Genomic DNA, 25,799 nt, shown 5'->3' with positions numbered 1-25,799 from the left:
GATCATTCCAAGATACGCTTCACCGTATGAATGCGGACGGCTCGGGGATGATCGGAAAGGGCAAAGTGGGTCCAAGTGTCGTGATGGTCGATGCTGATACGCGCCTGCTTTCCCACATGATCACGAATTGCAGCGATCGTGCCATGCAGCGTGACGATGTAGGAACGGGTGGCGGTGGACACTTGCACCTTGTGAATTTCGGCATCCGGGTCGTAACCCAAATCTCTGTCAATGGTGACGAGGAGATGATCATGATCGTGTTCGGCATGAAGGGTTGGCAGGAACAGGCCCAGCATCGACAGCACGATAACGGAGAGGAAAGAACGCGGACTGATCTTGGATGAGAGAGGGTGAGTGTTCATGGTGAAACAATGGGTAGAAAACGGCCTTGCCCGTCAATCTATTTTATCGGGATAATACCGAGAATTTGGCCTCAAAACAGAGTTGAACCATGACCAAACCATCCCGGTGGTGACCATCACAATCATCACTTCATCATTCCATCCAAACCATGAAAACACATTCCGTAATAACCTCATGCACCCAAACACGCAGACATTGCACTCCTGCGTACTTTGTCTTCGCCCGTGATTACCACGGCGACAGAAACACCGGCGGACAACAGTGTTCGCCTCCAAGTCGCCGTCAAAGGCGAACACGACGCCCCCAAAGGCAGTGTGCAAGAAGTCCATCAGCGCTGGCTGGAGATTTCCGCCACCGCGTTTCATTTGGAAAAGGAGAAAGTTCGGATTGAGTGGATCCTGTATGGCGATGATCTGACAGCAAAGAAGGTCATCAACCAGACGGCGGGCGCAAATACCGTGGAACTTGCGCAGAGCAAGCTTGCCATGATCAAGACCAAGCCAACCACCTTCACCTACACGCCCCGTCACAGTGTCAGAACGGGCAGTGGCAGGCGCGCCAGATTCAAAACCGTTGAGGCCACTGGCATTCGTTACCACGGTTGGGCGGTACGTGCCTTTATCGGTGACCAACTCGCGGGGGAGGCCTACAGCATTGAAAGCATCAAAAAGCTGGTGGATGGCTCGAAATGAAAGGTCTGGGAACGAACGGTTTGTTTTATCCAATGAAAAACCCACCGGAGACTCCTCTCCGGTGGGTTATCTCAACACTCAACTCCTGCTAGCGGCGGGCATCATGCCCGCCGAAACTGAAATGAATCCCCGGCAGACTGATGTGGCCGCCGTTATAATGGCTCGGCACGTGACCGTAGCCGGACTGATAGCCGCTGTGTCCGTAGCCACCATGACCGTAGCTGGGCTGGTAGGTGCCATGGCCGTAATTCGGATACGACGGTGCGTGACCGTAACCATAGCCGTGGCTGGACTGATAGCCGTTCGGGTAGTAGCCGGGATGGCCGGACTGATGGCCGCCATGAACGTAGTAGTGCTGGCTAGATGAGGAATGCTGGGAATGATGTCCGCTCCCGTGGTGGGCGTCTCCGGCCTGTGATGCGGTGGGGACCGCAAGGCCAAAAATGGCGGCCATGGCGAGGGAGGTGACAATTGTTTTCATAATGGTTTTGGTTTGGTTTCGGTTGCCTCAGTGCGAGGTCTGGTTTTCAGACGATGCCTTTTGCGGCGTATTCAATTTGTTTCTTATCTTGGAACGCTGGCGCGAGCACAAACCCTCATGAATTCATAAAAAATGTTCAGTCCGGCGGCATTCCGTGAGAAAAGCAGAGGGGTTGTTCATCCAACGGAGTTCTAGCGTATGCCATGAAGCATTCCTCCCTCCTCACCATCACTCTTGTCGCCTCTGCCGCCGTGGCACAGGCGCACGGCTCTGAAACCCACAGTGCCTCCTCATTGCCCATGGAACTCGATCCTGCGCATCTGCACCTGCTGACCAATCACATGCCTATTTTCATTACGCTGTCCGGCTTGCTTGCGCTTGGTTTGGCGCTGCTCGCGAAAAACGCACCGGCCAGACGAATCGCCCTGGTGCTGCTGCTCCTTGGAACGGTCGGCGGCTTGATGACCTATTGGCTGGGGCAGCAGGCCTACAAACCGGTGCGCGGCCTCGCCGATGAGGCAGGGCAGAACTGGCTTGATTTGCACATGGACCGCGCAGAGCAAGTGATCTGGCTCTTTTGGATCGCTGCCGTGGCTGCCGCAGGGGCGCTGATCGCCTCATGGCGGGCAGTTCGTTTTGCGCCGCCCTTGGCGCTTCTGGCCGGTGCGTTGGCGGCAGCCACGCTGGCGGCCTCTGGCTGGATTGCAGACGCAGGCGGCAAAATCCGTCATGTGGAAATTCGCGGGGACACCAAACCGGCAGCGGTCAAACTTTCGCATGACCATTGATTGCCTGTGTGGGTCAGTCGTGATCTCACAAAAGATAGAAATTCGGAGGGGTTTTGCGCCTAGCGGCATTGAACTCGATGGACTGCGGTCAACACCTCCGTAGCCAACCCAATCGAACAGCACCACAACATGAAAAAAATCATCGCCTTCAGCCTGGCTCTTGCAGCCACGCTTACCATCAATGCCTGCCAGTCAAAAAATGGCAGCCACAAAGGCCACGAGCCGCACATCCACGCCGATGGCTCCGCACATTATCATTGATCGCCAGCGCTGAACGCCAGGAACTATTTTCCAATCAAAACGCACATGAAACCGACAACCAACATCATACTCACGGCCTTCATCGCCGTATTCACCCTGACCTCGGCGTCCTCGCTGAGCGCCCATGACGGACATGACCACGACAAGCCTTACAAACCCGGCACCTGTGTCGTCTCCGGTGACAAGCTCGGGGAGATGGGCAAACCCGTTGTCTTTGTATACAAGGACCAGGAGATCAAGCTCTGCTGTAAAGCCTGCCGCAAAGACTTTGACAAAGATCCTGCCAAATATCTGAAAAAACTGGCAGGAAAGTAGCTCATCGCTTCCCGCCCTCATCACATGAAGACATCTTTAGTCATTCTCATGCTGCTTCGCCTGGCCCTGCCAGGGGCAGTGTGGGCGTGCCTGATGGTGGAGCCTGTTTGCGCACAGGTGATGCTGGAGGAGACGGTGATGGATGCGCCGCATTGCGCCTGCTGCCAGCCTGGAAGCTGCGCTTGTTCACAGCCTGACGACTCTGCTCCTGGCAGCCAGACGCCTGCATTTCCGGCGCGTTCGGACATGGCACATGGCTGGGCAGGAGCGCCCGGCTCAGATGAAAGCCGGGCTCTGCTTCTCTCACCACTTGCCTCTAAACAGATGTTGCTCGCCAGCCATGATGCTGGCTCTCTGTCACACGGCAAGGTTCCACTGCATATCTGGCACTGCTCGCCCTTGTGGTGACGCTGGACGTTCCCTGCCCGTGGTGTGTCCAGGCATCGGCACACGTTGAGAACGGGTGGAGCGAACGAGTCCGGCATCGGATAAGTCAGTCGGCCCTGATGCCACGCTTTGACTGACTCGCACTGAACGCCGCTGCCACATTCGGACGGCCACGGTTTTATACAGTCCACAAGCTCTCCTGATCATGAAATTATTTTTAGCAACACTCACAGCTCTATGCGCCGCGACAACTCTCATTCACGCCAAGGTGGTCGAATATACCCTCGACATTAAGGAAACGCTGATTTCGCCAGCCGGGAAGCTGGTGCGGGCGCTAACCATCAACGGGGGGCTTCCGGGTCCCACGCTGCATTTCAAAGAGGGCGACATCGCCCGCATCCATGTGGTAAACGGCCTCAAGGGGGAAGAAGTCTCCACCCACTGGCACGGTCTGCTGGTGCCGAACCTCGAAGACGGAGTGCCTTATCTCACCACACCGCCGATCATCCCAGGCACATCCCGCACCTTCGAGTTCCCGCTCAAACAAGCAGGCACCTACTGGTACCACAGTCACACCGGCTTGCAGGAGCAGCGCGGCGTGTATGGAAGCATCGTCATCGAACCCAAAAATGGTGAAAAAATCAAGGTGGACCAAGACATCGTGCTCGTGCTCTCCGACTGGACCAATGAAAATCCCCACGAAGTGATGAGCACGCTCATGCGCAACAGTGAGTGGTATGCCATCCGCCGAGGCATGGCGCAGTCCATCCTGGGCGCTCAGCATGCGGGCAATCTCAAAGATTACTTCAAGCGAGAGAAGTCACGACTGCCGCCGATGGACGTGGCAGACGTCGCCTTTGATGCGTTTCTCATCAACGGCAGGCCGCGCTCCAACATCATTGCGAAGCCCGGCGAAAAAGTGCGTCTGCGCATCATCAATGCTGCCGCCTCCACTTATTTCTACCTGAACTCCGCCGCCGGGCCGCTCACCATCATCGCTGCCGATGGCATGGATGTGCAGCCGATCAGCCAGCATCGTCTGCTCATCGGCATGGCTGAGACCTACGATTTGATGGTCACCGTGCCGCCATCAGGCGCATGGGAGTTCCGCGCCACCTCGCAAGACGGTTCGGGCCGTGCGTCCGTTTTCATCGGCAGCGGCCAAGAACAACCCGCCCCTGACATCGAGCGAATCAATCCCTACAGCATGAATGCCGCCATCGCCGCTGTGCTCGATCAGCTCGACGAAACCGGCGGCCTTTCCGACCAAGCGGCGCTCGCTGCCGAAAAACCGCGTCCATTGCCACCCTACAAGCGCCTCAAGGCCACCAAGCCCACCACCCTGCCCAAGAATGCGCCGGCACGAAAAGTCACGCTGAAGCTCAGCGGCAACATGATGCGCTACATCTGGACCATCAACGACACGACGCTCAGTGAAGGCAGCACCATTCCGGTGAAGCGCGGTGAAGTGCTTCAGTTGGAACTCGTCAACAACAGCATGATGCACCACCCCATGCACTTGCACGGGCATTTCTTCCGGCTGCTCATGCAGGACGGCCCCAACCCAAGCTATGCTCCGCTCAAGCACACCGTGGACGTGCCGCCTATGAGCCGTCGCTTGATCGAGTTCTACGCCAATGAAGAGAAGGATTGGGCCTTCCACTGTCACCTGCTCTATCACATGCACGCAGGCATGATGAAAGTGCTCAGCTATGACGACCAGGGGCCAGCGCACAAACCGAACCTCGATCTTAAGATGGAAAATCCGTTTTATTTCCTTGTGGATGGCAATATTCAAAGCCAGATGAGTATGGGTTTCGCCCGGCTGATGAACACCCGCAATGATTTTGGTATCAACTGGGAGACCGGCTGGAAACATCCCGGCCTCGATCCACGCCTAGGCCCGGAGTACGAAATCGAATCCACCTGGCAGCGCTACATCGACATGCGCTGGATGACATTCGCCGGCTTTCGATTCACAAATCTGCTGCACAAGCAAAACACTCCGATTGCAGGCTTCACCCACCTGCTTCCATATATGTTCAGCGCCCAATTCGCGGTGGAAGGCACTGGCAACATGCGCTTTGGCCTGTTCAAAACTTTCCAGCTCACCAGCCGTCTCAGCGTCTTTGGCCGTGTCGAGTATGACACGAATCCGGCACAGGGGCTCGAATGGCTCGCCTGGACCAACTACACCCTCAGCAAAAACCTCGGCCTGATCACCTCCTACAGCTCCGACTATGGCCTCGGCGCTGGTCTCTCGTATCGCTTTTAATCCCAACAGCAAACCCAAACACACGCCCCACCCTATGAAAACCACATTCAAAAACACACTCCTCGTCCTCCTATGCGCAGGCACCGCAATCGTCATCACCGCATGTGCCAGCGGCACGTCAAGCAGCCTTGGCGGAGCCAAGGCCTATCCTCGCAACACATGCATTGTCACTGACAACGATCTTGGCTCCATGGGCGACGAGCAGCGCCTGGTTTATCAAGGCCAGGAACTCAAATTTTGCTGCGCTCCTTGCGTGAAGAAGTTCCAGGCCAACCCCGCCAAATATATGGCAAAACTCCTGTAAGCCAGGCCATCCGGCCGTTCCTGTGCTGGCTTCTTGATCAGCCATGCACAGGAATCAGCCGGTTTTTTCATGGCGTTTGGGGGGCGCATTCTCCCAGAGTAGTTTGCACGAATCGTGCTATCCCATAAAACTTGCTGCCTATCATGCAATTCTTCCGTTTCATCATCCTTGTCTTTGCGCTTGTGGTGCAGGCCGTGCCTGCAGCCGCAGTGACGCATGGAGATGCGCAGCCTGTGTGCCGGATGGAATGTTGCACCACCGGCACAATGAGTTGTTGCTGCACGGAGCCTGCACAGGCTCCTTCATTGCCTGCACCGGCCAGCACACCTCCGGTGGCGGGACGACAGCTTGTTCCTGCCACCTTGTGGACACCATGCGTTTCTTTCCTTTCACTGGAAGCAGCAGGAAAAGAACCTACTAAGGCGCATTTTTATGAACGCTGTGCTGACATGCAACCGCATGTCCGGTTGCCAGTGTTGTTCTGCTCGTTGCTGAATTGAATCTGCGCCTCTGACAGACGCATTGTGCCCATGCCCCGCGGTCCCATGACGGATCATGCGCGTGAAAGGCTGGACCTCAAGAACCCGCAACGACTCAAAGCTCATGTACTCATCCTTTTACTGGCCCGCAATTGCGCTGGCCATGGCTATCACGGCTCATGCCGATGATGTCTCCCCTCAATTCATCAACCGCCTCATCCATGAGGCAATCACCACCCATCCCTCCATCGAAGCGGCGGCAGCACGAACTCAAGCCGCCACGTCCGCCATCGGTGCCGTGCGTCTTTGGGAAGATCCGCAGCTCGGCCTCGGCACCTTGTTTGCCAACCAAATGAACCGCCAGTTCAACGGCGACATCCTGGTGGGCGTCGATCAGATGCTGCCACGACCCAAGCTTTACCAGGCGGAGAAGCGACGTGCCGTTGCCGAGCAGCAGGTGCAGCAGGCTGCAAAGCGGCAGTCGTCGAATGAACTCGCTCTCTCTGTCGCGCAGGGTGTGCTGGAACTGGCGCTGGCAGATGAAGTCGTGCGCCTGCAAACAGAGAATGTGAACTGGCTGCAAACCATCGTGAAAACCGCTGAGCAACGCGCCAAAAGCCCGGATGCAACGGCAACCGAGACCCTTCGGCTGGAAAGCGAACTCGCCATGCAGATACAAACGCTGGCGGCGGCAAAACGTCAGCGAAGCCAGTACGGCACCACCTTGAATCTGCTGCTCGGGCGTTCGGTGGAGCATCAGTGGCAGCCTCTCGCACTGCCAGTCAAAGCACAGGAAGTGCTGAATGCCATCTCGTTGAAAGTTCGCTTAGAGCACAACAATCCCAGGCTGGCCGGCTTGCGCCATCAAGCCGAAGGCGCTCAGGCAGCAGCAGATGCCGCACGGGAGAAGCGCAAGCCGGTGTTTTCCGCTGGGGTTCAGGTCTATGGCTATTCACAGGGCAACACCCACGACATGATGACGATGTTCACGCTCAAGATGACCATGCCATGGTTCAACCGCTCCGTCTATCGCGCTGACATTGCGCGGGCCGAGAGCCAGCGCGATGCCGCCCAAAGCGACCTGGCCGCTGAGCAGCGCATCCTCTACACGCAGGTCACCAGCATGTTGACGCAGGCGGAGAACAATCGCCGTCTGGCTGATGCTTACGCCACTGAGGTCTTGCCCAAGGCAGAGAAGACCGTCCAGACTTTACAAAACGCCTGGGTATCGTCCAAAGCCACTTTGCTTGAAGTTCTCGAAGCACGGCGAGCACTGCTCCAGGCACGGCAGGAATATAAACGGGCTCTTGCCGCACAAAACGTCGCAGCTCAGGCACTGGCAGCACTCACCGGAAGCCTGGCAACCACCTCTTCGAATTAATTCCATGAAAAGCTTTCTCATTATTCTCCTTGTCATTGCCGCAGCCGGCGCAGGCTGGTTTCTGCGTGACAACCATTCTCCCAGCATGCCTGCTATGGCGGCCTCGGGTGAACGCAAAGTGTTGTTTTATCAGAGCGCCATGCATCCATGGATCAAGAGCGACAAGCCGGGACGCTGCACCATTTGCGGCATGGAACTGACGCCTGTTTATGAAGGTGACAAGGGATTCGATGCCGCTGGAGGGGATGTCGTGCCGCTCACGCAATCCCAAATTCAGGTGCTCAAGGTGGAGACGGTGGAAGCAAAGAGGCAGCCGCTCATTAAGACGCTACGTGTCGCAGGCGCCATCAATGAAGACCAGCGACGTCATCGCATCCTCACCACTTATGTGGATGGTCGAATCGACAAGCTGTTTGCCAATCATCATGGCATCGAAGTCGTGGCGGGCAAACCACTTGCTTTGCTCTACAGCCCCACGCTGTTGCAGACAGAACGAGAGTATCGCCAGCTTACTGGAGAACTGAGAAAAAGCACCGCACTGCGGCTGCGACAGATGGGGCTCACGCCGGAGCAGATCGCCGCACTCCCAAGCAAGCCTGACGATACATTGAACTCGGAGATTATTGCGCCGCTCACCGGCACCGTGGTCGCCCACAACGTCTTCGAAGGCCAGTATGTGACGGCGGGAGAGAAGCTCTTTGAGATCGCCGATTTCAACATCATGTGGTTCTTGTTCAATGCTTATGAGCAGGACATGCCGTGGATCAAAGTCGGACAGACGGCGGAAGTCACTACTCCATCTGTTCCGGGCAAGGTCTTTGCCGGCAAGATCACCTTCATTGATCCGAATTTCAATGAATCCACCCGCTCCACGCAGGTTCGTGTGGAGCTGCCGAATCCGCTGGTTGAAAGCCACCGCGAATTGCTGCACCGACTGTATGCCGAAGGCGCGGTGAAAGTGGAGCTGCCGGAGGCACTCGCAGTGCCAAAATCTGCCGTCATGCAGACCGGACCGGAAGCCGTGGTCTATGTCGATCAAGGCGGTGGTGCGTATGCTCGCAACGTCGTACAGACCGGACGTCGAGGCGACACCTTGGTGGAGATCGTCTCCGGCATCAAGGCTGGCGACAAGATCGTTACGAACGGCAATCTGCTCATCGACGGACAGGCGGAAATGAACCGCTCTTTCGCCTCGCCTGCCATGCCTGCTCCAATGGTTGATTTGAGTCCGGCGCAGCAGAAGACCATCGCTGAATTCGTGAAAGTAGCCGATGCGATGGCAGCGGCGCTTTCCGCCGACAACCTCGCCGCCTTCAACAAGGCCAGCGAGCCGACGATGATGCAAACCGGCGAACTGATCGACTCTCTGAAATCACAGCCGGCCTTGAAGCCTCACCTTGAGGCGCTGGACAAAGCGCGACACTTCCATGGCTTCGATGATATTCAAAAAGCCCGTGTCGCCTTCCACGCTTTTTCTGTCGCCGCCACCGCCTTATTGGAGCCACTGCGAACTTCGCACGGAGCACCCGATTTCAAGGTCTGGGAGTGCTTCATGGTGGATCAAATCATTCCTGACGTGCCTGCCAAAGGCCACTGGCTGCAGCTCAGTGGGAGACCGGGACACAACCCGTATTTCGGCAAGGACATGCTGCAGTGCGTGAAGGAAATCAAACCTGGGGAGGCGCTGCCATGATTGAGCGCATCATCGGCTGGAGCCTGAAAAATCGCTTTCTCGTCGCCTGTGCAGCGCTGCTGCTCATCGCTCTGGGCGTGCGTGCCATCTACCTCACCCCGGTGGATGCGATCCCTGATCTCACCGAGAACCAGGTGCTCGTCTATGGTGAGTGGATGGGCCGTAGCCCGCAGGAAGTTGAGGACCAGGTAACCTTCCCACTGTCCACCGGTCTGCAAGGTCTGGCGGGCGTGAAGGAAGTACGGGCCACCTCCATGTTTGGCTTCTCGCTCATCACCATCATTTTCGAGGACAAGGTGGACACCTATTTCGCCAGAGCACGTGTACTGGAGCGCCTGAACTTTCTGCAAAGCTCCATGCCTGAAGGGGTGAAACCGCAGCTTGGCCCGGACGCCTCCGGGCTGGGGTGGGTGTATCAATACTACTTCGCAGTCGATTCTACGCAGTCCTCCAACGGCGGTTATGACCTCGCGCAATTGCGGTCGTTACAAGACTGGTATGTGCGCTACCAACTCGCCAGCGTGCAGGGCGTGGCCGAGGTGGCGAGCATCGGCGGCTTTGTGAAGCAGTATCAGGTTGAATTGAACTCCACCAAAATGCGCATGACAAATGTCACGCTCATGGATGTGATGACGGCTGTGCAGAACGCCAACCTCAATGTGGGTGGCAAGGTCGTGGAGGAAAACGGTGCCGAGTTCGTCCTGCGTGGCGTGGGCTTGGTCAAAAGCCCTGAAGACCTCGAACTCGTCACGGTGAAGGCCATGGAAGGCACTCCGATCTATTTAAAAGACATTGCCACGGTGCAAATCGGCGGGGACTTTCGTCGTGGTGCACTCGATTTGAACGGACATGAAGCCGTGGGAGGCACGGTGGTCATGCGCACTGGTGAAAACGCCAAGGCGGTGATTGAACGTATTAAAGAGAAGATCGCGCAGATCGCGCCAAGTCTGCCCCCGGGCGTCACGATCAAATCATTCTATGACCGCAGCGAACTGATCGACAGCACCATCGACACACTCAAGCATGCGCTGCTTGAGGAGATGATTCTCGTCACACTCGCCCACATCATTTTCCTCTGGCATTTTCGCAGCATCCTCATTGTCACATTGCCGCTGCCGATCTCGATTTTACTTTCATTCCTGCTGATGAAGGAATTCGGCATCACCAGCAATATCATGTCGCTCACCGGCATTGCCATTGCCATCGGCGTGCTGGTGGATGCAGCCATCGTGGTCACGGAAAATGTGATCCGGCACTGTGAAAAGGCCGAAGAGGTGAAGGGTTCCCGATTGGATGCAGGAGAGACTTGGCAGGTGACGCTTGAAGCCTGCACGCAGGTCGGACGGCCCATCTTCTTCGCCATGGCGATCATCATTCTCGCCTTCGTGCCGGTGTTCGCACTCGCAGGCCAGGAGGGGAAGCTGTTTCATCCGCTGGCCTTCACCAAGACGTTTGCCATGATTGGTTCCACCCTGCTGGCTGTAACGCTGGTGCCGGTGCTGTGCTCCCTGCTGGTGCGTGGTCCCTTCCATTCGGAGGAACACAACATCGTGATGAAGTTCCTGCTTCGTCTGTATGAGCCAACGCTCAATTGGGCATTGAATCATCGCAAGACGGTCATTGCCGGCGCTTTCGTCATTCTCTCCGTCTCCCTGGTGATCGCCTTTGGCCTGCCCCGCTCCTCCGTGAAGCAACTGCGAGATGCCGGGTATCCGCGTCTGGCGGACACTGTGACCGGCTTCGGCAAGGAATTCATGCCGCCGCTCAACGAAGGCAGTCTGCTCTACATGCCCGTGATGATGCCCAAGACCGGCCTCAAAGAAATTCAGCGTGTCATGTCGTGGCAGGACACTGTCATCGCCGCTACCCCCGAAGTCGAGTCTGTCGCGGGCAAGCTGGGGCGCTTTGAAACCGCCACCGACCCTGCACCCACGGAGATGCTGGAAACCACCATCATGCTCAAGCCTGAATACATCGCGGACGGCCGCTGGAGCGTGAAGCGCAATCCCGCCTGGCGAGATGGCATGACGGTGGAAAAGCTGAAAGCCGAGCTGACCGAGAAAATGAAGCAGGTGCCCGGATATGTACCCGCGTTTCTACAGCCCATCGAGAACCGCATTCTCATGCTCTACACCGGCATCCGGGCGCAGGTAGGTGTGAAGATCTATGGCGACAATCTGGATAAAATTCAGCGCAAGGCCTTCGAGGTCGAAAAGCTCATCAACCGCATTGAAGGAGCGTCAGGCGTGTCGCCGTCACGTGTGCAGGGGAAGCCCTATCTCAATGTCCAGGTGGACCGGCAGGCCATGGCCCGCTATGGCCTCGCTGCCAAGGATGTGCTGGATGCCGTGGAGGTTTCCATCGGCGGCAAGAATGTCAGCACCACCATCGAAGGGCGGCAGCGCTTTCCTATCCAGATCCGCGTGCAGCGTGGCGAGCGCGATGACATCGAAAAGCTCAGCGGCATCCTCATCGCCACACGCTCCGGTATGAGCGCCCCTAGCACACCGGCTGCAGGCATGGCGGCGGCAGGCAGTGAGCCGACCATCGCCTACATCCCTCTTGGCATGGTGGCGAAGATCACCCGGGAAGTCGGAGCCAATGAGATCGCCAGTGAGAACGGACGCCTGCGCTCCTATGTGCAGGCAAATGTCCAAGACCGTGACCTCGGCGGCTTCGTGCAGGAAGTCGAGCAGCAGCTCAAAACCATCGACTGGGAAGGCATGACCTACAAAATGACCGGGGAGTATGAAAATCAGCGCCGCTTTGTGCAGACCATGCAGATCGTCTTTCCCATCGTCCTGCTCATCATTTTCGTGCTGCTCTACATCGTCTATCACAGTGCGCTGGAGGCAGCCCACGTCATGCTGGCCGTGCCCTTTGCTCTGAGTGGTGGCGTGCTCTTGCAAAAGCTGCTCGGCTACAACTTCAATGGTGCCGTGTGGGTCGGCTACATCGCCCTCTTTGGCACAGCGGTACAAACGGGTGTCGTCATGGTCGTGTACCTCGAAGAAACCGTCAAAGCCCGCATGGAACAGCTCGGCAAGGCCTTCGCCTATTCCGATCTCGTTCAAGCCGTGAAGGACGGTGCCCGCCTGCGCCTGCGCCCGAAGGTCATGACCGTCGCCACCATCGTCGCCTCGCTATTGCCCATCATGTGGAGCCACCGCCAGGGAGCGGAGGTCATGCAGCCCCTGGCCACGCCCGTCATCGGTGGCATGATCTCCAGCTTGATCCACATTCTCATCGTCACGCCAGTCATCTTTCTCTGGCTGCGCGGACGTGAATTCAACAAAGGCTCATTGCATGAGTCTTTTGGGTAAAACATCACTACTTCAGTGGCTCGGCATTTAGCGCTGATCGAACATGTTATGCCTTCGATTTCGTCACTCTCTTGCTCACTGAAACAAGGGCTTCCTTCTTTTTGTAAACCCCCACCGCGTTCAACTCAGCTAGTTTCGACACATCCCACCCTTTTTGCTTTTTTGTGGGGCCGAAGGCGTAATTGTTGTCTAGACGCAGAATGCCAAGAAAATTGTCCAACGGACCACCAGCACCGCCGCCGCCCGGATTTGTCCACCAGACATTTTTGCCTTTCACATATGCGTTGCAGTAGAATTCGTAATCGCTCTTCAATTCCTCCGGAGACAATTCGGCAACCTTGATCTGAAAAATGATCCCAAACTCATCAAAATATGGCACCTTTCTTTTCTCGCCCTCTGTTGATTCTTCAGGCATCATGAATTTAAATTCGCCGAACGCATCCCAGTATAGATCGGAAAACATGTCGGCCACCTGATCCGGCGTCATCCCAAGCAGGCAAAGTTTTTTCGCGTAAAAGACAAGTCGTTCGAGTGCGGACGAGGTTTTCTTCCATTTGCGGCCATCTCTGGTATGCGGCCAATCGGATCGCAGAAGGCGATCTTGGAGGTTTTCTTTGGGAAGCATTTTTTTCATCTGAAATTGTGGATTTGAACGACGAAACATTACCAACCTGATCGTTTGTTCATTGGTTGAAAGTTCTTTTTCTGCTCAAGGTTTTTGCACCCGCTCGTGAGAGTTATCATTCTAGGTTTTCCCGCAACCTGTCGAAAATACCGGGTCTGGATGTTTGGGGCCGACTTTCCGTTATCTCAAATCGCAACTGCGCTAACAGATTTTTCGCATGGTCAGGCACTCTTTCATCAGGGGTGACAAAAAAAATGAAGGGTGCCTGCGCCACAACCGGAATACCGACGAGAATGATGGTAATGCTATCAAATTCGTATTCCTTGCAGCGCTGGATGCATCTGGCTCTTACCGCTTCTTTTGTGAAATGAGGAAACTGAGCACATGCCAGGCCAATCGCCGTTCTGGTCTCTGTGCATCCAATCACTGACAGACCGAACGGAGCCTTTTCTCGGAGGACTCGTTTGAGCTGCAAATGAATCTTTCCAAGCAATTTTTCTCTGTCTCTTGGGTCAAACTCCAAAAACTGCAGCACCGCTGTCATCCAACCTTTCGGCCGCCACTTTTCCAAAAACTCAAGAAAACGTTCCGTCTGAGCTCCCAGCACAACTCGTGGTTTTGCGCCCTTGGCTATTAGCCCCTGTTTGCGACGATAATATTGATCCAGATCCTCGGTGTAACCAACTATCGTCAGATGCTCATTCTCGTTTGGCTTGTTCTTGCCCCGAAAGAAAAGCCCCTGCCGCACATAATACATCATGTAATCCAGTTCGTCTGACGCCTCCACATTGCGTTCCTGGTCCGTGTCAAAGCGGCGGATTAGATAATGAAAGAACACGGCGGGTCTGTCCAAAATATCGACAACCACGCGCAGATCGTTGAGTGAAACCGACCAGCAGCGTTCCGTGGTTTCAACGAGCCCAATGTCCATCAAGCTCAGAATATTCGAAGCGACGGGACTGATTAGATCCAGTGTTACGTTAACCCGGAACACCCACCGAAATTCATCGGCCTTTAAAATGGTCTCGTCAGCTCTTTTGTTTTGGATGGTCAGCTCACCGTTTGCGATTAGCTCCCCGATCAGCCGCTCAGCCTGGTTCAGACCTTTGGCAATTGTCTTTTTCACATCGGTTTTAACCCGCAGCGTCCCGCCTCGTTTGGCGGCAGACGTAATTGCTCCCGCTTTGCACTCCACTATCAATAAAATTTCGTCCATAACAATAACGATGTCCGCTTCGGCCAGGCCGCCTGCTTTGAGCGGATAAAACCCGCATGTAATGATGCGTGCCTCTGGCAGCAGTTTTCGAAATAGCCGGGCTGTTTCCTCCTCCAGATACCGATCTCTTGCCGGCAAAAACTGAGCCTGCCAATATTGGGACTCGACCACTTGGAAAAGGCCCGTAACGACATCGTATGCGCTCCGTCCTATTTTAGAAAAATTGAAGGCATAATATCGTCCTTCATGCAGGACAAAGGGCTTCCGGTCTGTCAAAATTTCGTTGAGTGGCCAGAATCGATGAATTTCACTTGTTCCGTAAAACGGCACGTTTTCACCAAATTCACAGGCAAGAGACTTCAGAATAACCTCCTCTGCTGCATTTTGTGGTACCACCAGGAATGAGGCGGGCGAGCCAAATGTTTCGGCTGACGAACGTGCCGCCCCGAATTCGTCCCGATGGTCCTCGAAATATTGTTGGCAGGCAGCGCTCAAGGGCTCCTCACTTTGAAGCTCGGCAATCCACGGTTTCATCAATTTCCGATAAGGGACGTGCTTTTGATCTGCCTCGTCATTGATGCGGCACTCGATTAACTTTTCGAGGCGATCAGAAAGGCTCAAATAATCGTCAAAAGAAAAACCGATTGCCTTCTGAGCCACCTTCTCGTGAGGCTGCATTATGTCACACCAGGTTTGTCTCAGGTGTTGCCAGTAGCCATCGCCACGGACGTGAAGCTTCTGGACCTGAAATGATTTTGACAACTCAGCAAGAGCTTGATCATCTGGCTGTGACAAATTCTTGTGGGCGGTGTACCACACCGCCGCATGCATATGGATGGTCGCAAGAAGATCAATGATGGTGTGCACATCCTTTGCCGATGGAAAATCAGCAGCCTGTGAATTCGGCAAAGCCATCGCAAGGCTGCAAAGATATTCCAGATTGACCTCACTTTTTCGCGCGTGTTCTTCCGTGGGACGGCTTCCGTTCTTGGAGAATAGAATAAATGTTGCCACCCTTCCCAAGAGTTCGAGACGGTTTTTGGTAATGATCAGTGCGCACAAATTTAAAATGGCGAAGTTCACCTTCGATTCAGCACCTGCTGCTATGGCTTCCCAGTTTGGTTCCGCGTGTTGTGTGACGTCGTGAGTTTTGCTGTCGTCGCTCATTTGGGGTGCGTCTGTTAAGATTGATGATTTTTGAGCTGAAAAATTTGAAATTTTTTTATCCCCATATGATGCACTGATAAAGCGATGGCTCGTAACACTTCCCCGGCACAATCGGTTGAGCAGATGTTGTTCAAGACTGAGGCCGGACTACCGATCTTCGTGAGTTTTCTTTTTTGCCGTTAGACACGCAGCTTTTTTTGCCTGCTAAAGCACGCACATGAACTGTATCTAAGCATGGGCAGAACGGGTTTGGTGGGTCGGAAGGAGGTCAAAGATTTTGCCGCCAACCTTTTGCTTAGCACGATGACGGACGCTTTCCCCCGTCACACACGACAAATTCTCATCACTCACGCTGCCTGGCACCACACAAGGTCGGTAAATCGGCACGCAGGCTTCGCTCCGAAGTGGCAATCAACTCGTCTGGAGAGATCTTCAATACAGTTCCAATCACAATCAGCTCATAATCAAAGAGGGACCGGATTTGCGACTCTATTTTTGCCACCGCCACACGGTCGATGTTTTCCAGGCCTGCAAGCTGCAACCTCGCCGCCAGATCATCCTGGGATAAACCGGCCTTCTTCCGCCATTTGCGGATATTCGGACCCAAGATGTTTCTGAAGCGCTGGCTCATGTGTTCCCCACTGGGAACTTGACATTTGCATACTTGGGCCAAGCATTGGTTCCCCCTGGGGAACAATGCATTTCTCAACCAACCGCCCCTAAAACTGCGTTATGACTCTCAGTAGAATCTTTTTCCTAGCTCTGCTTCTTTTCGTTGAATCGTATCCACTAGCGGCAGCAGATCTGGCGGCTTACGAGGGAACTTGTCACAATGTCACTGGCAACGTTGATGGCCATTTGAAGGTCGTATTTACCGAAGAAAACGACCAACTCGCGGGATTCATGTCGGTCAGTGGCTGGCTGGGCGGAGGAGGAAACATTAATGGCAAGCGAAGTGGAACAAGCTTCAGATTCACCACGACAGATCACACTGGATTGATTATCGAGTGGCAGGGGGATCTTCAGAATGGGAAGCTTTCTGGGGAATATTTTATCAAAGCACAAGGCGACTTGCCCCGGCAAGTGGGGGAATGGAGCGTAAACACGGAGGGCAGCTTGAAAGCCGGCGTGTCTTTCGATTCGAACGTGACACTCAGCCTGCTTAAACTGGTTCTCGAAACCAGATTTAATGATCCTGTTAAACAAGCTGACGGCACATCCATTTCTGGTGCTCAAAACGTGTTCAAATCAATTCATCCTGCTGGAGCGGGAATCAGCATTTGGGTTGAAAGCGTCGATGTGGATTGGAAGACCGACACACAAAGCAGACGTCTGGAAGACATTCACAAATTCAGGCTCAATTACATTTTATATTGGCAGGGGATTCTCAAGCCCACCGGCACGACGAAATTGCGTTTGGCCTACAATACCAAAATCGACTCCGTCACATCCGTTGAAATAATCGAAAGCACCGGCACAACGAACAAGGATGTGAATGGGGTCCTTTTCGATGTGGGGGCATTTTTGGGCAAAGCTGCCGTGAATAGCCTTCTGCGAGGGAATTAACGAATTTAATAGGCTCTCCCAAATGGCAAGGGCAGAACTGACTTCGCTGCACACTCCAATATTTTGCAAATCATGAACGATCAACGTGCGCAATTTCCGGGAGATAATTCGTCAGTTTTACAATCTGTTGGAAATCCGAACAGTGGTTGTGCCTTAACAGCCGCAGTCGTTGCCTTTATTTTGTCCGTGTTTGTGCTTTCAAGTTTCGTATTTGTAAATCAGGAACAAAAATTGGTTGAACGAGGGGGGCTGTTTTCGAGCGATAAATACGAAACTGTTAATGTGACGTCTTGGTTGCCCGTCATGTTTTGGACCACCGTATTTTGCGGTGCAATCTATGGTCTCGTTTTGTGGAAGCGTAGCAAACCATTCATATGGTTGGCCATAGCAGCTTCCATATGGCTGAAAAATGTGTCGGATTCACAGAAACGCGCAAATGCAGCCAAACCCGTGCCTGGCTATCAATCAAGGTAGGCAGCCGTGGTTTCATCTTCCGCCGGTGAAGTGATGGCGTCATACTGGCACCTGTTCATGCATATTCCATGGGGCAGGCTGCCTTGTAGCATCCAGGCGGTCCTTTATCCAAAAGCCTGCGGAATGCTCCTGCCCATTCCGGGTCTGAATTCGTAGCCTCCTGTTCGCATTTGTAGCTCCAAGTGAGCTTCAGGCGCGACCAAAAACGGGCACATTATTAATGACGTTATTGTCTGAATTCATCTTCTTCGTGGATTCTGAGCCGAAAATCTTCATTTCACTGGGTAAATCCATCACGATTGATACCCGGAATCGTCCTTTTTTGAATTCCGCTCTCACCACTGAGAAAGCAGTAGTTAATCCATTGTAGCTTAATAAAATACAAGTTCCGCATTTTGAAGGAAATCATGCTCAAAACACACCTTCTAATTCCGCTTTTACAGCCGCCGTGCACAAATTTATGGTGATTATAAAGCATTATGGGCATGATGTGACAAATTGTCTCGCCCATCCCTCTCCGAATTCTCGGTTAAAAGCTTATTGGTCCATTCCAGTCCCACCGCGTTCCTCTACCGGCATCAGAGGCTACACACACTGCGATTCCATGGGGCGGATGCGGGCTAAGCCAGCCGGGGGCAAAGTTAGAGCACAGATCCTAACTGTGTCACCACCAGCCTCCAACTCGGGGGCGATAAGCGTATGGGCGGAGGGGTTCCGCCCCGAACGAGGCTCTGGTTGCTTGATAGCGCAGAATGCACAGAATTCCCGCTTCTCGGCGTCGGCATGCCCCACCGGGACCTTGACCCTCGGGAGATATTCGAACGCGCCAAAGGCGTCTGGAACGCCGAAGGCGCCGGGTGAAGGGACAACCTCCTGGATTGTCCCCCTCACCTGTTCAACCACCAACCAACGAAACACGAACCTTCTGAATAAAAAAAGGATTGAGTTCCTCTTTTTCCCCGGAAAAAGAGGTTAGGAGATATTGTTTCTCCCTTCCTCTGTTACATTACCATTATAAGGGGGTGTGGGGGATCGGCTACTGTGGTGCCCTCCACAGAGGGGCACTGTACGGCAGGGGCCTGATAACTGTCGGCACCAGCTGCGCCCTCGGTGCCAAATGCCAGGCGCATGAGTTTGCGGCCGTTCTAAAGCGGTTTGATTTACCCGGGTTGAACTTGGGACTGATGGTCTTCCGGCATCAGGAGCCGCTGGGCACTCGTTGCCGACGGGTCCGGCATTTGCGTTTGCTGCCCGTTCTAGGCTGGCCTGGGCTGCCGCAGGCGCAAGACAGCACAGCCGACCTTCCGACGCGCGTAAAGGGGCCTGCTTGCTCCGTATTGGCATCGAGGGAAAAGTGAGCAATATAGCCTTCCGGCTTTTGGAGGTCCCCTTCCAGGCGGGAGTACGACCACGACGATGCCTCGGGAGGGGATTCCGGCTAGCCGAAGGCGTCCGGAACGCCGAAGGCGCCGGGTGAACGGTCAACTGCCTGCTTCTCCCCTTCAACCGTCGAAACTCCAACCAGCAAACCTTCTGGATAAAAAAAGATTGAGCTCCTTCCTTTCCCCCGGGAAAGGGAGGTTGGGAGAGATTCATTCTCCCTCCCGTCTGTTATATTATCTATATAAGGGTACAAGGGATCGGCTACAGGGGTGGCCTCCACAGGGGGCCCCTGTATTGCCGGGGCCTGATAACTGTCAGCAGCCCCTGCACCCGCGTTACCGACGGCCCGACGCTTGCAATTGCTGCCCATTCTATGCCGATCTGGATCTCCCGGGTTATGAGCAACACGTACGCCCTTCCGGCCCGTGCGGAGGGTGGCTGATTGCTTCGTGTTTGCATCAAGGAGAAGTGGGTGACATTGCCAGTCCAGCCTCTGTCTGGTCCCATCCAGCCGGGAGTCCGGGAAGTGGCCGAAACGTTTGCCAGCATTCCGGCACTCCACTCTGGCCTGGGTCATCTGAAACCAAGCAAGATTGGTTCCGAGCTCGTTCATCGCCAGAAAAGCGTTCTTTCCCAATGATTTGCGGATGCTTTCGAGCCCTGGGTTTTACAGCGGGCTGTTGGAGGAAGAGAAGTCCTGCAAAAGGGGAGCCATCAGTTCGCGCTCGCCCACCGGGGTTTCCGGCTTGGCTTTGCGCTTCCGCTGACGGGGGAGCGTCGGGGTTGTTGTTGAGGAACGCGGGATTGAATCAAAAGTCAGACAGGGGTCAAAATGCGATTGGAACGGCGGTGGCTCATTCGCGTGCTTGGGCCTCGAAACGTTCAACATCAGCAAGAGAGAAGCGAATTCCCCGGCCAAGGTGTAGGGCTTGAATTCGGCCTAACCGGCGCCACCTCCGAAGTGTGATAGGATTAATAGACCACCTTTTTGCGAGCTGAGCCGGCGTCAGAAGTTCGGTTGTGCCTGAGGGAGTTTCTGGTTTCATGCGGTGCGACTTTTCCACCGGCTGTTCCCATAAGTCGCGTTATGAGCGTATCGCCAAAAATTAATATTTTGGCGATAACGCATCTCATCGAAATACCACCCTCACTTAACCGGCAAGTTTTTCAGCCCCGCTTGCTCGAATTGGTCACTCCAGTTTACAGGCGAAAGATTCTTCTTGTCGCGTTCTACAACCAATTCTTGATGGTGCCTTGCTTCCAACTCGTCGCTTAATTCTTTTTTAATTGGGCACCTTTGAAGTTCGTTAGCTAATTCCAAAGCAACATCAATTGCCCTCACGGTAAGCAGCACTTTATCTTTTTTTCCTCCCGCATATTCAATGCTGACAAAGAGGGGCCGCTGCGGAGTTTTTCTATTATTTGAAAGAATCTCCAGAGATGCGGCAAATCTGTTTTTCAAAATCTTCAATGCTTCGGATTCACTGAGAAGTGATGATTCGTTTTCTACGCCCGTATTCGGAGGGAGGAGAGACTTTTGCATCAAAATTGAGAGTTCTTTGCCGAGAGATTGTTGAATATTCAAAACCACTTTGCAGCACTGATGCATCATGAAGAGCAATCCCTCTTTCGATTCGGGACTCAAGGATTCATTGAATTCCACCAAGCACTCTTCATCGGACATCGCCAAAAGAATATGGCGATTGTGCCGCACCAGCCTTTCGAGTGATTCCGGAGAGATTCGAAGGGAAATGTCCAATGCATTGGAAAGATTCAGATCCCGCGCTTCCGCATTAAAATTCAGCTCATCGTATTTTTGAGACAACTCAGGCTGCATAAAAGCTTGGTATTTGCTCCCTCCAAATTCCTGCACAAAGCGAAATAATCCCGGCACATCCTTTGGCGGTTCGTTCCTGGTGTTCACGATTTTGAGGTGGGTTGGAATGCTCAGTTCAATTTAATCCGAGTTGGCAAGCAGTGCCCCCAAGCCAGCTGTTATGCGCTTTTTTTTGTCGGCATAATAAGCGGCGGTTGTGCTGATCTGCGCGTGCCTGAGCACGCTCTGAGCGGCAAAAATGCCCTGCTCTGACGCAAGGACTGAACCCAGTTCTTTTCGCAACGTATGGAGCTTTTTGGTATCGCTGACACCATGGCCCTTCAACCACGCGTACAGCGACTTGAAATGCCGGGTGCAACGATAATTGGAGCGAGACATGTGCTGCTGCGGCTTTAGGTCCGGTGCTATAACGAATTCTCCCTTGTCCTTGGCTTTCCAGCCTTTCATGAGCCCCAGAAGCTCAGCATCCAAATCCACGGCCCCGAATGACTCCTCGCTCTTGGGTTGAAAAAGCTCCGTTGCCTCGATGCAAATCTGACCGCTGTGAAAATCGACCTGCCGCCACAACAACGTGTCGATCTCACGCTTTCGCAGGCCGCAGAGCAACCCGAGGCAAAAGATCTTAAATGGCTCGCCACTCAATTCGAGATGTGCCGTCTTTATCAGTGAATGAGTATTGATCCGGGAAACGTAACGAGTACCGGCCATTTTGGGTATTTTAAGCCCGGCAAACGGCAGTGGATTGGGCAGGGTGAGCGTTTCCAGCACGTATTTGAGCGCGCGTTCTGAAAACAACGCTCTGGCGCTTCGGAGGAGGGATCCGGCCGTATTGGTAGCTTTTCGAACTGCATCGGGCGCAGTGCCTGCTTTTTCGATGTATGCGAGTTTCCAACGCTGCACCGCCGCTGCTGTTAAAATATCCAGCGTTTGCGCCTCCACTTTCGCCACCCAAGCCAGCCGCCCTCCGCTTTGATGGTCCCGGCGCGAAAGATAAACGATCCGTTTTTTGCGGTCGCGCTTGGGTTGTCCATCTTCATCCAGAGCGGGCTGGTCGCCGATGTCGCAGATTTCAGCCGTTATTTGTCGCAGGCTCTGAGAATAAACTGTGAACGTGGATGCTCGAAAACCAGCTGTGGCTTTCACCTCAGCGAGAAATTCTCCGACGGTAGCAATATGCGTCGATTTCGCGGCCTTCGGTTTGAATTCCGCCAGCGTCTTTTCCCATCCGTCGGTGAGCAGCGATGAATAAATTTTCTGTGCCGTGCGTGCCGCCGCATCACGATTCGGTGAGCCGAGATTAAAAGTTTCGCGCCTCCCTGCACGGGCGATGCGTGCGCACCAATCTCGCGTGAGCGATGTTTCGTCCCCGTTTTGGTAGCTATTTCGAAACAAACGGGCGAGCCAATACCGCGAGTCTGTTTTGGGCAATGCCTTTGTCTTCGTTTTCTTGTGGCTTGAAACAACCTTGGCCACTTCTTGGCCACTTTTCTTGTCCATCTTTGCTCGCGCGTGATCGCTCAAGTCTTCGGCCGATGTCTCTGATTCCTTTGATTCATAATCATTTAAAGCATTCACAAGCGAACATTAGCAAACTTGACGAAACCCGCAACAACGAGACTTAGGATCTGGTTGGGAAACTAGTGCAGGTTCGAGTCCTGTCTCCGGCACTTGCGATGGAGGCTGCGCTGTGGCGCTGACAAAAAATCACATTGAACAAAGCCGGCCCAGCCCGCATCTTAACTCAGCCATGGTATTCCTTCCCAAGCGCATCCTTGCCTCACTGGCCGTTCTGGTCGTAGGGTGTGCGCAGGTGTTTGGGATGCAGCGCGGGTTTGTTTGTGACCATCAGGGAATCAGGGTGGAAACAACTGCGGAGCACTGCCATCACGATGCGGAGGCCGGAAAGACCAGTTTTGTTTCCTGCTCTGAGGATGCGCATGAGGAGGATGGTGAGCATGAGGACACGGAGCATCATGCGCCATTGACGGTGGATTTGCAGGCCGGCACCGCAGGTCTGACCGCGGTTTCCACCCCGGCTTTTGTAGCCGTCTTGGTGGCGGAGATGCCTGTGCATGAGTGGGTGCTGATGGAGGAACTCACGGTGAATGAAATGATGAAGACGCCGCTGGATACCGGGGGAGAGAGTCCGCCGCCTGCGGCTTTGCAGGTAGCACGTTGCGTGGTGATTTTGGTTTGAGACAAGGGTGCGCCGCCGTCCACGACTGACGGCTTAGGCGCTTCTGCTTTTCCCCTGGTCCAAGGCATGACGTGGCCATGCCTGCAAATCTCAAACCATCACGCTTTCCATGTTTCGCTCTTCTCTTTTGTGCACTTCCTTGATGCTGGCAGCCGCCGCCACGGCCCCTGCCCTGACGCTTTCGCATGCCGACGTTGGCCTGAAGGTGCGCACTTCGCACCCAACTCTCAAAGCCGCGCGGCTCGCGGTGGAGGAGGCGAGGGGTCGTCAGCTCGGCTCTGGCAGACTTTCGAATCCGACATTTGGCTACGCTCTTCAAAATCAAAGCAAAGTCAGTCCCCAAACCGGTGTCTTTTCCATCGATCAGGCGTTTCCCATCACCCGCAGGCTGAGCCTGGAAAAGAGACTCAGTTCCCAAATGGTGGGAGCCGCGGAGCTGGAGGTGCGGGATGCGGAACGGCGCTTGATCGCGGAGGCGCAGAGCCTTGCCGTGCAATTGATGTCGCTCACTCAGCAGCGTGTGTTGCGAAAGCAGCAAACGGCACTGGCCGCGAAGCTTTCTGAGTTTGTGCGCGGGCGGGCGAAGGTGGGAGAAATTTCCGCTCTGGATGCCGCCCAGGCTCAGGTGGATGCGCAGCGGCTGCTGCTGGAGACGCGGAAACTGGAAACGACCAGCATCAGCCTGATGGGCCAGCTCAAACCCATGCTGGGTCTGCCGCCTGATGAGCCGCTGACGCTTTCAGGCGATCTGCCTGCGCTTGTGGTTCCTGGCATGGGTGCGGGCTGGATGCAGCGGGCGGACTACCAGCTGGCCCAGACCAAGATCGCCGCGGCCACGACAGACCAGCAACTCGCCAAGGCTCGACGTTTGCCGGACGTGAAAGCGGGTGTATTTGCCTCGCGGGAAATGCAGGATGTGACGCCGACGTACCGCCAGTACACGGGCTACTATGGCTTCAGCATTTCCATCCCGCTGCCGTTCTGGAACCGCAATCAGGGGGAGATCGCCGAGAAGGCGGCGAGTGCGGAGCGCGCCGTGCTGGAACGAGAAGCGCTGGGCAAGCAAATCATCAGCGAAGCCGAAACGGCCCGCCTCGAAATGCAGGCCAATGCGGACCTGGCCCATGAAACGCGGGACAAGCTGCTGCCGCTGGTGATTGAGCAGACGGACAAGCTGGAAAAGGCGTACGAGCAGGGGCAGACCAATCTGCTGACGATCCTGCGCGCGCGGGAGCAACGCCTGCAACTGGAGGCCGCGGCGCTGGATGCCGTGCGGGATTTCCATCTGGCGCGCATCCGTTATGAAGCGGCCACGGGCAAGCATGCGCCCGCGAGTGCAGCCACCTCATCCACACCAGCTAAACGCTGACCTGCAATATCCAATTCTGACCAACCTTTTTATGATACGTTCCTTTTCCCGACTGATCCTCTGCCTCGCCATGTCTGGCATGGTGCATGCCGAGGGCGACTCCAAACGCGCGGCCAACACGGTGGTGCTGGATGAAACGGGGGTGAAAAATCTCCGCATTGAAACCGTGGAGGTGGAGGAGACAGACTTCGAGGCCACCATCTTTTCGCTGGGTCGCATCGAGGCCATCCCGAGCAAGGTAGCGGCAGTGAGCACGCGTATTTCAGGGCGCATTGTGGAGCTGAAGGTCGCCCCGGGGGACACGGTGAAAAAGGATGATGAGGTGGCGAAGATCGAGAGCCGCATGCCGGGTGATCCACCACCGGTCATTCCACTGAAAGCTCCGCTGGCTGGTCTGGTGACGCGTGTGGATGCGCGGCTGGGAGATCCGCTGGACCCGGAGAAGGCGCTGCTGGAAATCACGGACCTGAGCGAAGTATATGCGGTGGCGCGTGTGCCGGAACACCAGGCCGGACGCATGAAGCCGGGCACGGAGGCGCACATCAAGGTGGCGGCACTGCCCAATGAAAAATTCAAAGGTGAACTGCTGCGCTTTGGCACGAGTGCGGACAAGGAGAGCGGAACGATCGACGCCATCTTCCGCCTGACGAATCCGGGCGGGCTGCTGCGGGCGGGCATGCGCGCGGAGTTCTCCATCGTGATGAGCAAGAGGAGCAATGTGGTGAGCGTGCCGCGCGCGGCGCTGCAGGGCGAATCGAGCAACCGCTTTGTCTATGTGAAGGACTTTGATCTACCGAACGCTTTTGTGAAAACACAGGTGCAGGTGGGAGAGATCAACGACCGCTTTGTGGAGATCACCAGCGGCCTGCTGCCTGCGGATGAGGTGGTGACGCGGGGCGCGTATTCGCTGTCCTTTGCGGGAGCCAGCAGCGTCTCGCTGAAGGAGGCGCTGGATGCGGCGCACGGCCATGAGCATGCGGAGGACGGCTCCGAGCTGACGCCGGAGAAGAAGGCCGCGATGGAAGGGAAAAAGGGAGGAGCGGGGCATGATCACGGGCACGAACATGAGCATGAGCATGAGGAGGAAGGCTCCAGCCCGATGTGGATGTATGCCTCCATCGTGCTTTTTGTGCTGCTGCTCATCTCGCTCTTTTCCAAAAAACGCGGGATTGCCGATGAGGATGCCGCTGCTGCGAAACCCGCTGAGAAGGAGGCGCAATAGC

22 protein-coding genes are annotated in these 25,799 nt (G+C 55.0%); 14 read left to right on the top strand and 8 right to left on the bottom strand.

Annotated elements, in window-relative coordinates:
• Positions 1–2 precede the first annotated feature (2 nt).
• Positions 3–362, bottom strand: coding sequence for a hypothetical protein (locus AC3RLQ_RS23795; RefSeq protein WP_493031149.1), 360 nt, complete (start codon positions 360–362; stop codon positions 3–5).
• 213 nt (positions 363–575) lie between these two features.
• Here AC3RLQ_RS23795 and AC3RLQ_RS23790 point away from each other — a divergent pair, with 213 nt between their 5' ends.
• Positions 576–1,055 (top strand): hypothetical protein, encoded by a 480-nt coding sequence (locus tag AC3RLQ_RS23790; RefSeq protein WP_493031148.1) that lies wholly within the window; start codon positions 576–578, stop codon positions 1,053–1,055.
• 88 nt (positions 1,056–1,143) lie between these two features.
• On the opposite strand, the gene AC3RLQ_RS23785 is transcribed toward AC3RLQ_RS23790, so the two are convergent.
• Positions 1,144–1,536, bottom strand: coding sequence for a hypothetical protein (locus AC3RLQ_RS23785; RefSeq protein ID WP_493031147.1), 393 nt, complete (start codon positions 1,534–1,536; stop codon positions 1,144–1,146).
• Positions 1,537–1,739: 203 nt separating this feature from the next.
• Here AC3RLQ_RS23785 and AC3RLQ_RS23780 point away from each other — a divergent pair, with 203 nt between their 5' ends.
• The 8 genes from AC3RLQ_RS23780 (at position 1,740) to AC3RLQ_RS23745 (ending at position 12,742) form a co-directional block, all read left to right on the top strand.
• Positions 1,740–2,324, top strand: coding sequence for a hypothetical protein (locus AC3RLQ_RS23780; protein WP_493031146.1), 585 nt, complete (start codon positions 1,740–1,742; stop codon positions 2,322–2,324).
• Positions 2,325–2,453: 129 nt separating this feature from the next.
• A complete protein-coding gene (locus AC3RLQ_RS23775) occupies positions 2,454–2,585 on the top strand; it encodes a hypothetical protein (RefSeq protein ID WP_493031145.1) in 132 nt (43 codons plus the stop codon).
• 45 nt (positions 2,586–2,630) lie between these two features.
• On the top strand, positions 2,631–2,900 hold the full coding sequence (locus AC3RLQ_RS23770) for a hypothetical protein (RefSeq protein ID WP_493031144.1): 270 nt from the start codon (positions 2,631–2,633) through the stop codon (positions 2,898–2,900).
• A gap of 592 nt (positions 2,901–3,492) precedes the next feature.
• Positions 3,493–5,562, top strand: coding sequence for a multicopper oxidase family protein (locus AC3RLQ_RS23765; protein WP_493031143.1), 2,070 nt, complete (start codon positions 3,493–3,495; stop codon positions 5,560–5,562).
• Positions 5,563–5,596: 34 nt separating this feature from the next.
• Positions 5,597–5,866, top strand: coding sequence for a hypothetical protein (locus tag AC3RLQ_RS23760; protein WP_493031142.1), 270 nt, complete (start codon positions 5,597–5,599; stop codon positions 5,864–5,866).
• Positions 5,867–6,469: 603 nt separating this feature from the next.
• Complete coding sequence (locus tag AC3RLQ_RS23755; RefSeq protein WP_493031141.1) at positions 6,470–7,726, top strand: TolC family protein; 1,257 nt, start codon at positions 6,470–6,472, stop codon at positions 7,724–7,726.
• 4 nt (positions 7,727–7,730) lie between these two features.
• Positions 7,731–9,419 (top strand): efflux RND transporter periplasmic adaptor subunit, encoded by a 1,689-nt coding sequence (locus AC3RLQ_RS23750; RefSeq protein ID WP_493031140.1) that lies wholly within the window; start codon positions 7,731–7,733, stop codon positions 9,417–9,419.
• Positions 9,416–12,742, top strand: a complete 3,327-nt coding sequence (locus AC3RLQ_RS23745; RefSeq protein ID WP_493031139.1) for an efflux RND transporter permease subunit — start codon at positions 9,416–9,418, stop codon at positions 12,740–12,742. The genes AC3RLQ_RS23750 and AC3RLQ_RS23745 overlap by 4 nt, the downstream gene beginning before the upstream one ends.
• A 46-nt stretch (positions 12,743–12,788) precedes the next feature.
• Here the strand turns inward: AC3RLQ_RS23745 and AC3RLQ_RS23740 are convergent, their stop codons facing one another.
• The 3 genes from AC3RLQ_RS23740 to AC3RLQ_RS23730 all read right to left on the bottom strand — a co-directional run bounded on the left by AC3RLQ_RS23740 (position 12,789) and on the right by AC3RLQ_RS23730 (position 16,381).
• Complete coding sequence (locus AC3RLQ_RS23740) at positions 12,789–13,376, bottom strand: hypothetical protein (protein WP_493031138.1); 588 nt, start codon at positions 13,374–13,376, stop codon at positions 12,789–12,791.
• A gap of 106 nt (positions 13,377–13,482) precedes the next feature.
• Positions 13,483–15,750: a hypothetical protein gene (locus tag AC3RLQ_RS23735; protein WP_493031137.1), complete on the bottom strand. Its 2,268-nt coding sequence runs from the start codon at positions 15,748–15,750 to the stop codon at positions 13,483–13,485.
• Between the two features lie 343 nt (positions 15,751–16,093).
• Positions 16,094–16,381, bottom strand: coding sequence for a helix-turn-helix domain-containing protein (locus AC3RLQ_RS23730; RefSeq protein ID WP_493031136.1), 288 nt, complete (start codon positions 16,379–16,381; stop codon positions 16,094–16,096).
• Between the two features lie 101 nt (positions 16,382–16,482).
• Here AC3RLQ_RS23730 and AC3RLQ_RS23725 point away from each other — a divergent pair, with 101 nt between their 5' ends.
• Entirely contained in the window at positions 16,483–17,316 is an 834-nt protein-coding gene (locus AC3RLQ_RS23725; RefSeq protein WP_493031135.1) for a hypothetical protein, read from the top strand.
• A 72-nt stretch (positions 17,317–17,388) separates the two neighbouring features.
• Positions 17,389–17,790 carry a hypothetical protein gene (locus AC3RLQ_RS23720; protein ID WP_493031134.1) on the top strand — a complete coding sequence of 134 codons (402 nt, stop codon included), beginning with the start codon at positions 17,389–17,391 and terminating at the stop codon, positions 17,788–17,790.
• 2,237 nt (positions 17,791–20,027) lie between these two features.
• On the opposite strand, the gene AC3RLQ_RS23715 is transcribed toward AC3RLQ_RS23720, so the two are convergent.
• The 3 genes from AC3RLQ_RS23715 to AC3RLQ_RS23705 all read right to left on the bottom strand — a co-directional run bounded on the left by AC3RLQ_RS23715 (position 20,028) and on the right by AC3RLQ_RS23705 (position 22,585).
• Positions 20,028–20,219 carry a helix-turn-helix domain-containing protein gene (locus AC3RLQ_RS23715; protein WP_493031133.1) on the bottom strand — a complete coding sequence of 64 codons (192 nt, stop codon included), beginning with the start codon at positions 20,217–20,219 and terminating at the stop codon, positions 20,028–20,030.
• A 101-nt stretch (positions 20,220–20,320) separates the two neighbouring features.
• Entirely contained in the window at positions 20,321–21,097 is a 777-nt protein-coding gene (locus AC3RLQ_RS23710; protein WP_493031132.1) for a hypothetical protein, read from the bottom strand.
• 33 nt (positions 21,098–21,130) lie between these two features.
• Positions 21,131–22,585, bottom strand: coding sequence for a tyrosine-type recombinase/integrase (locus AC3RLQ_RS23705; protein WP_493031131.1), 1,455 nt, complete (start codon positions 22,583–22,585; stop codon positions 21,131–21,133).
• Positions 22,586–22,757: 172 nt separating this feature from the next.
• Here AC3RLQ_RS23705 and AC3RLQ_RS23700 point away from each other — a divergent pair, with 172 nt between their 5' ends.
• The 3 genes from AC3RLQ_RS23700 (at position 22,758) to AC3RLQ_RS23690 (ending at position 25,798) form a co-directional block, all read left to right on the top strand.
• Positions 22,758–23,207, top strand: a complete 450-nt coding sequence (locus AC3RLQ_RS23700; RefSeq protein WP_493031130.1) for a hypothetical protein — start codon at positions 22,758–22,760, stop codon at positions 23,205–23,207.
• 109 nt (positions 23,208–23,316) lie between these two features.
• Positions 23,317–24,576: a TolC family protein gene (locus AC3RLQ_RS23695; RefSeq protein WP_493031129.1), complete on the top strand. Its 1,260-nt coding sequence runs from the start codon at positions 23,317–23,319 to the stop codon at positions 24,574–24,576.
• Positions 24,577–24,607: 31 nt separating this feature from the next.
• Positions 24,608–25,798: an efflux RND transporter periplasmic adaptor subunit gene (locus AC3RLQ_RS23690; protein WP_493031128.1), complete on the top strand. Its 1,191-nt coding sequence runs from the start codon at positions 24,608–24,610 to the stop codon at positions 25,796–25,798.
• Position 25,799 lies beyond the last annotated feature (1 nt).

This window comes from Prosthecobacter sp. GW821-HT29F12 (genome assembly GCF_058803405.1).
The sequence above is the reverse complement of the archived record's forward strand: the minus strand, read 5'-3'. Positions and strand labels throughout refer to the sequence as shown.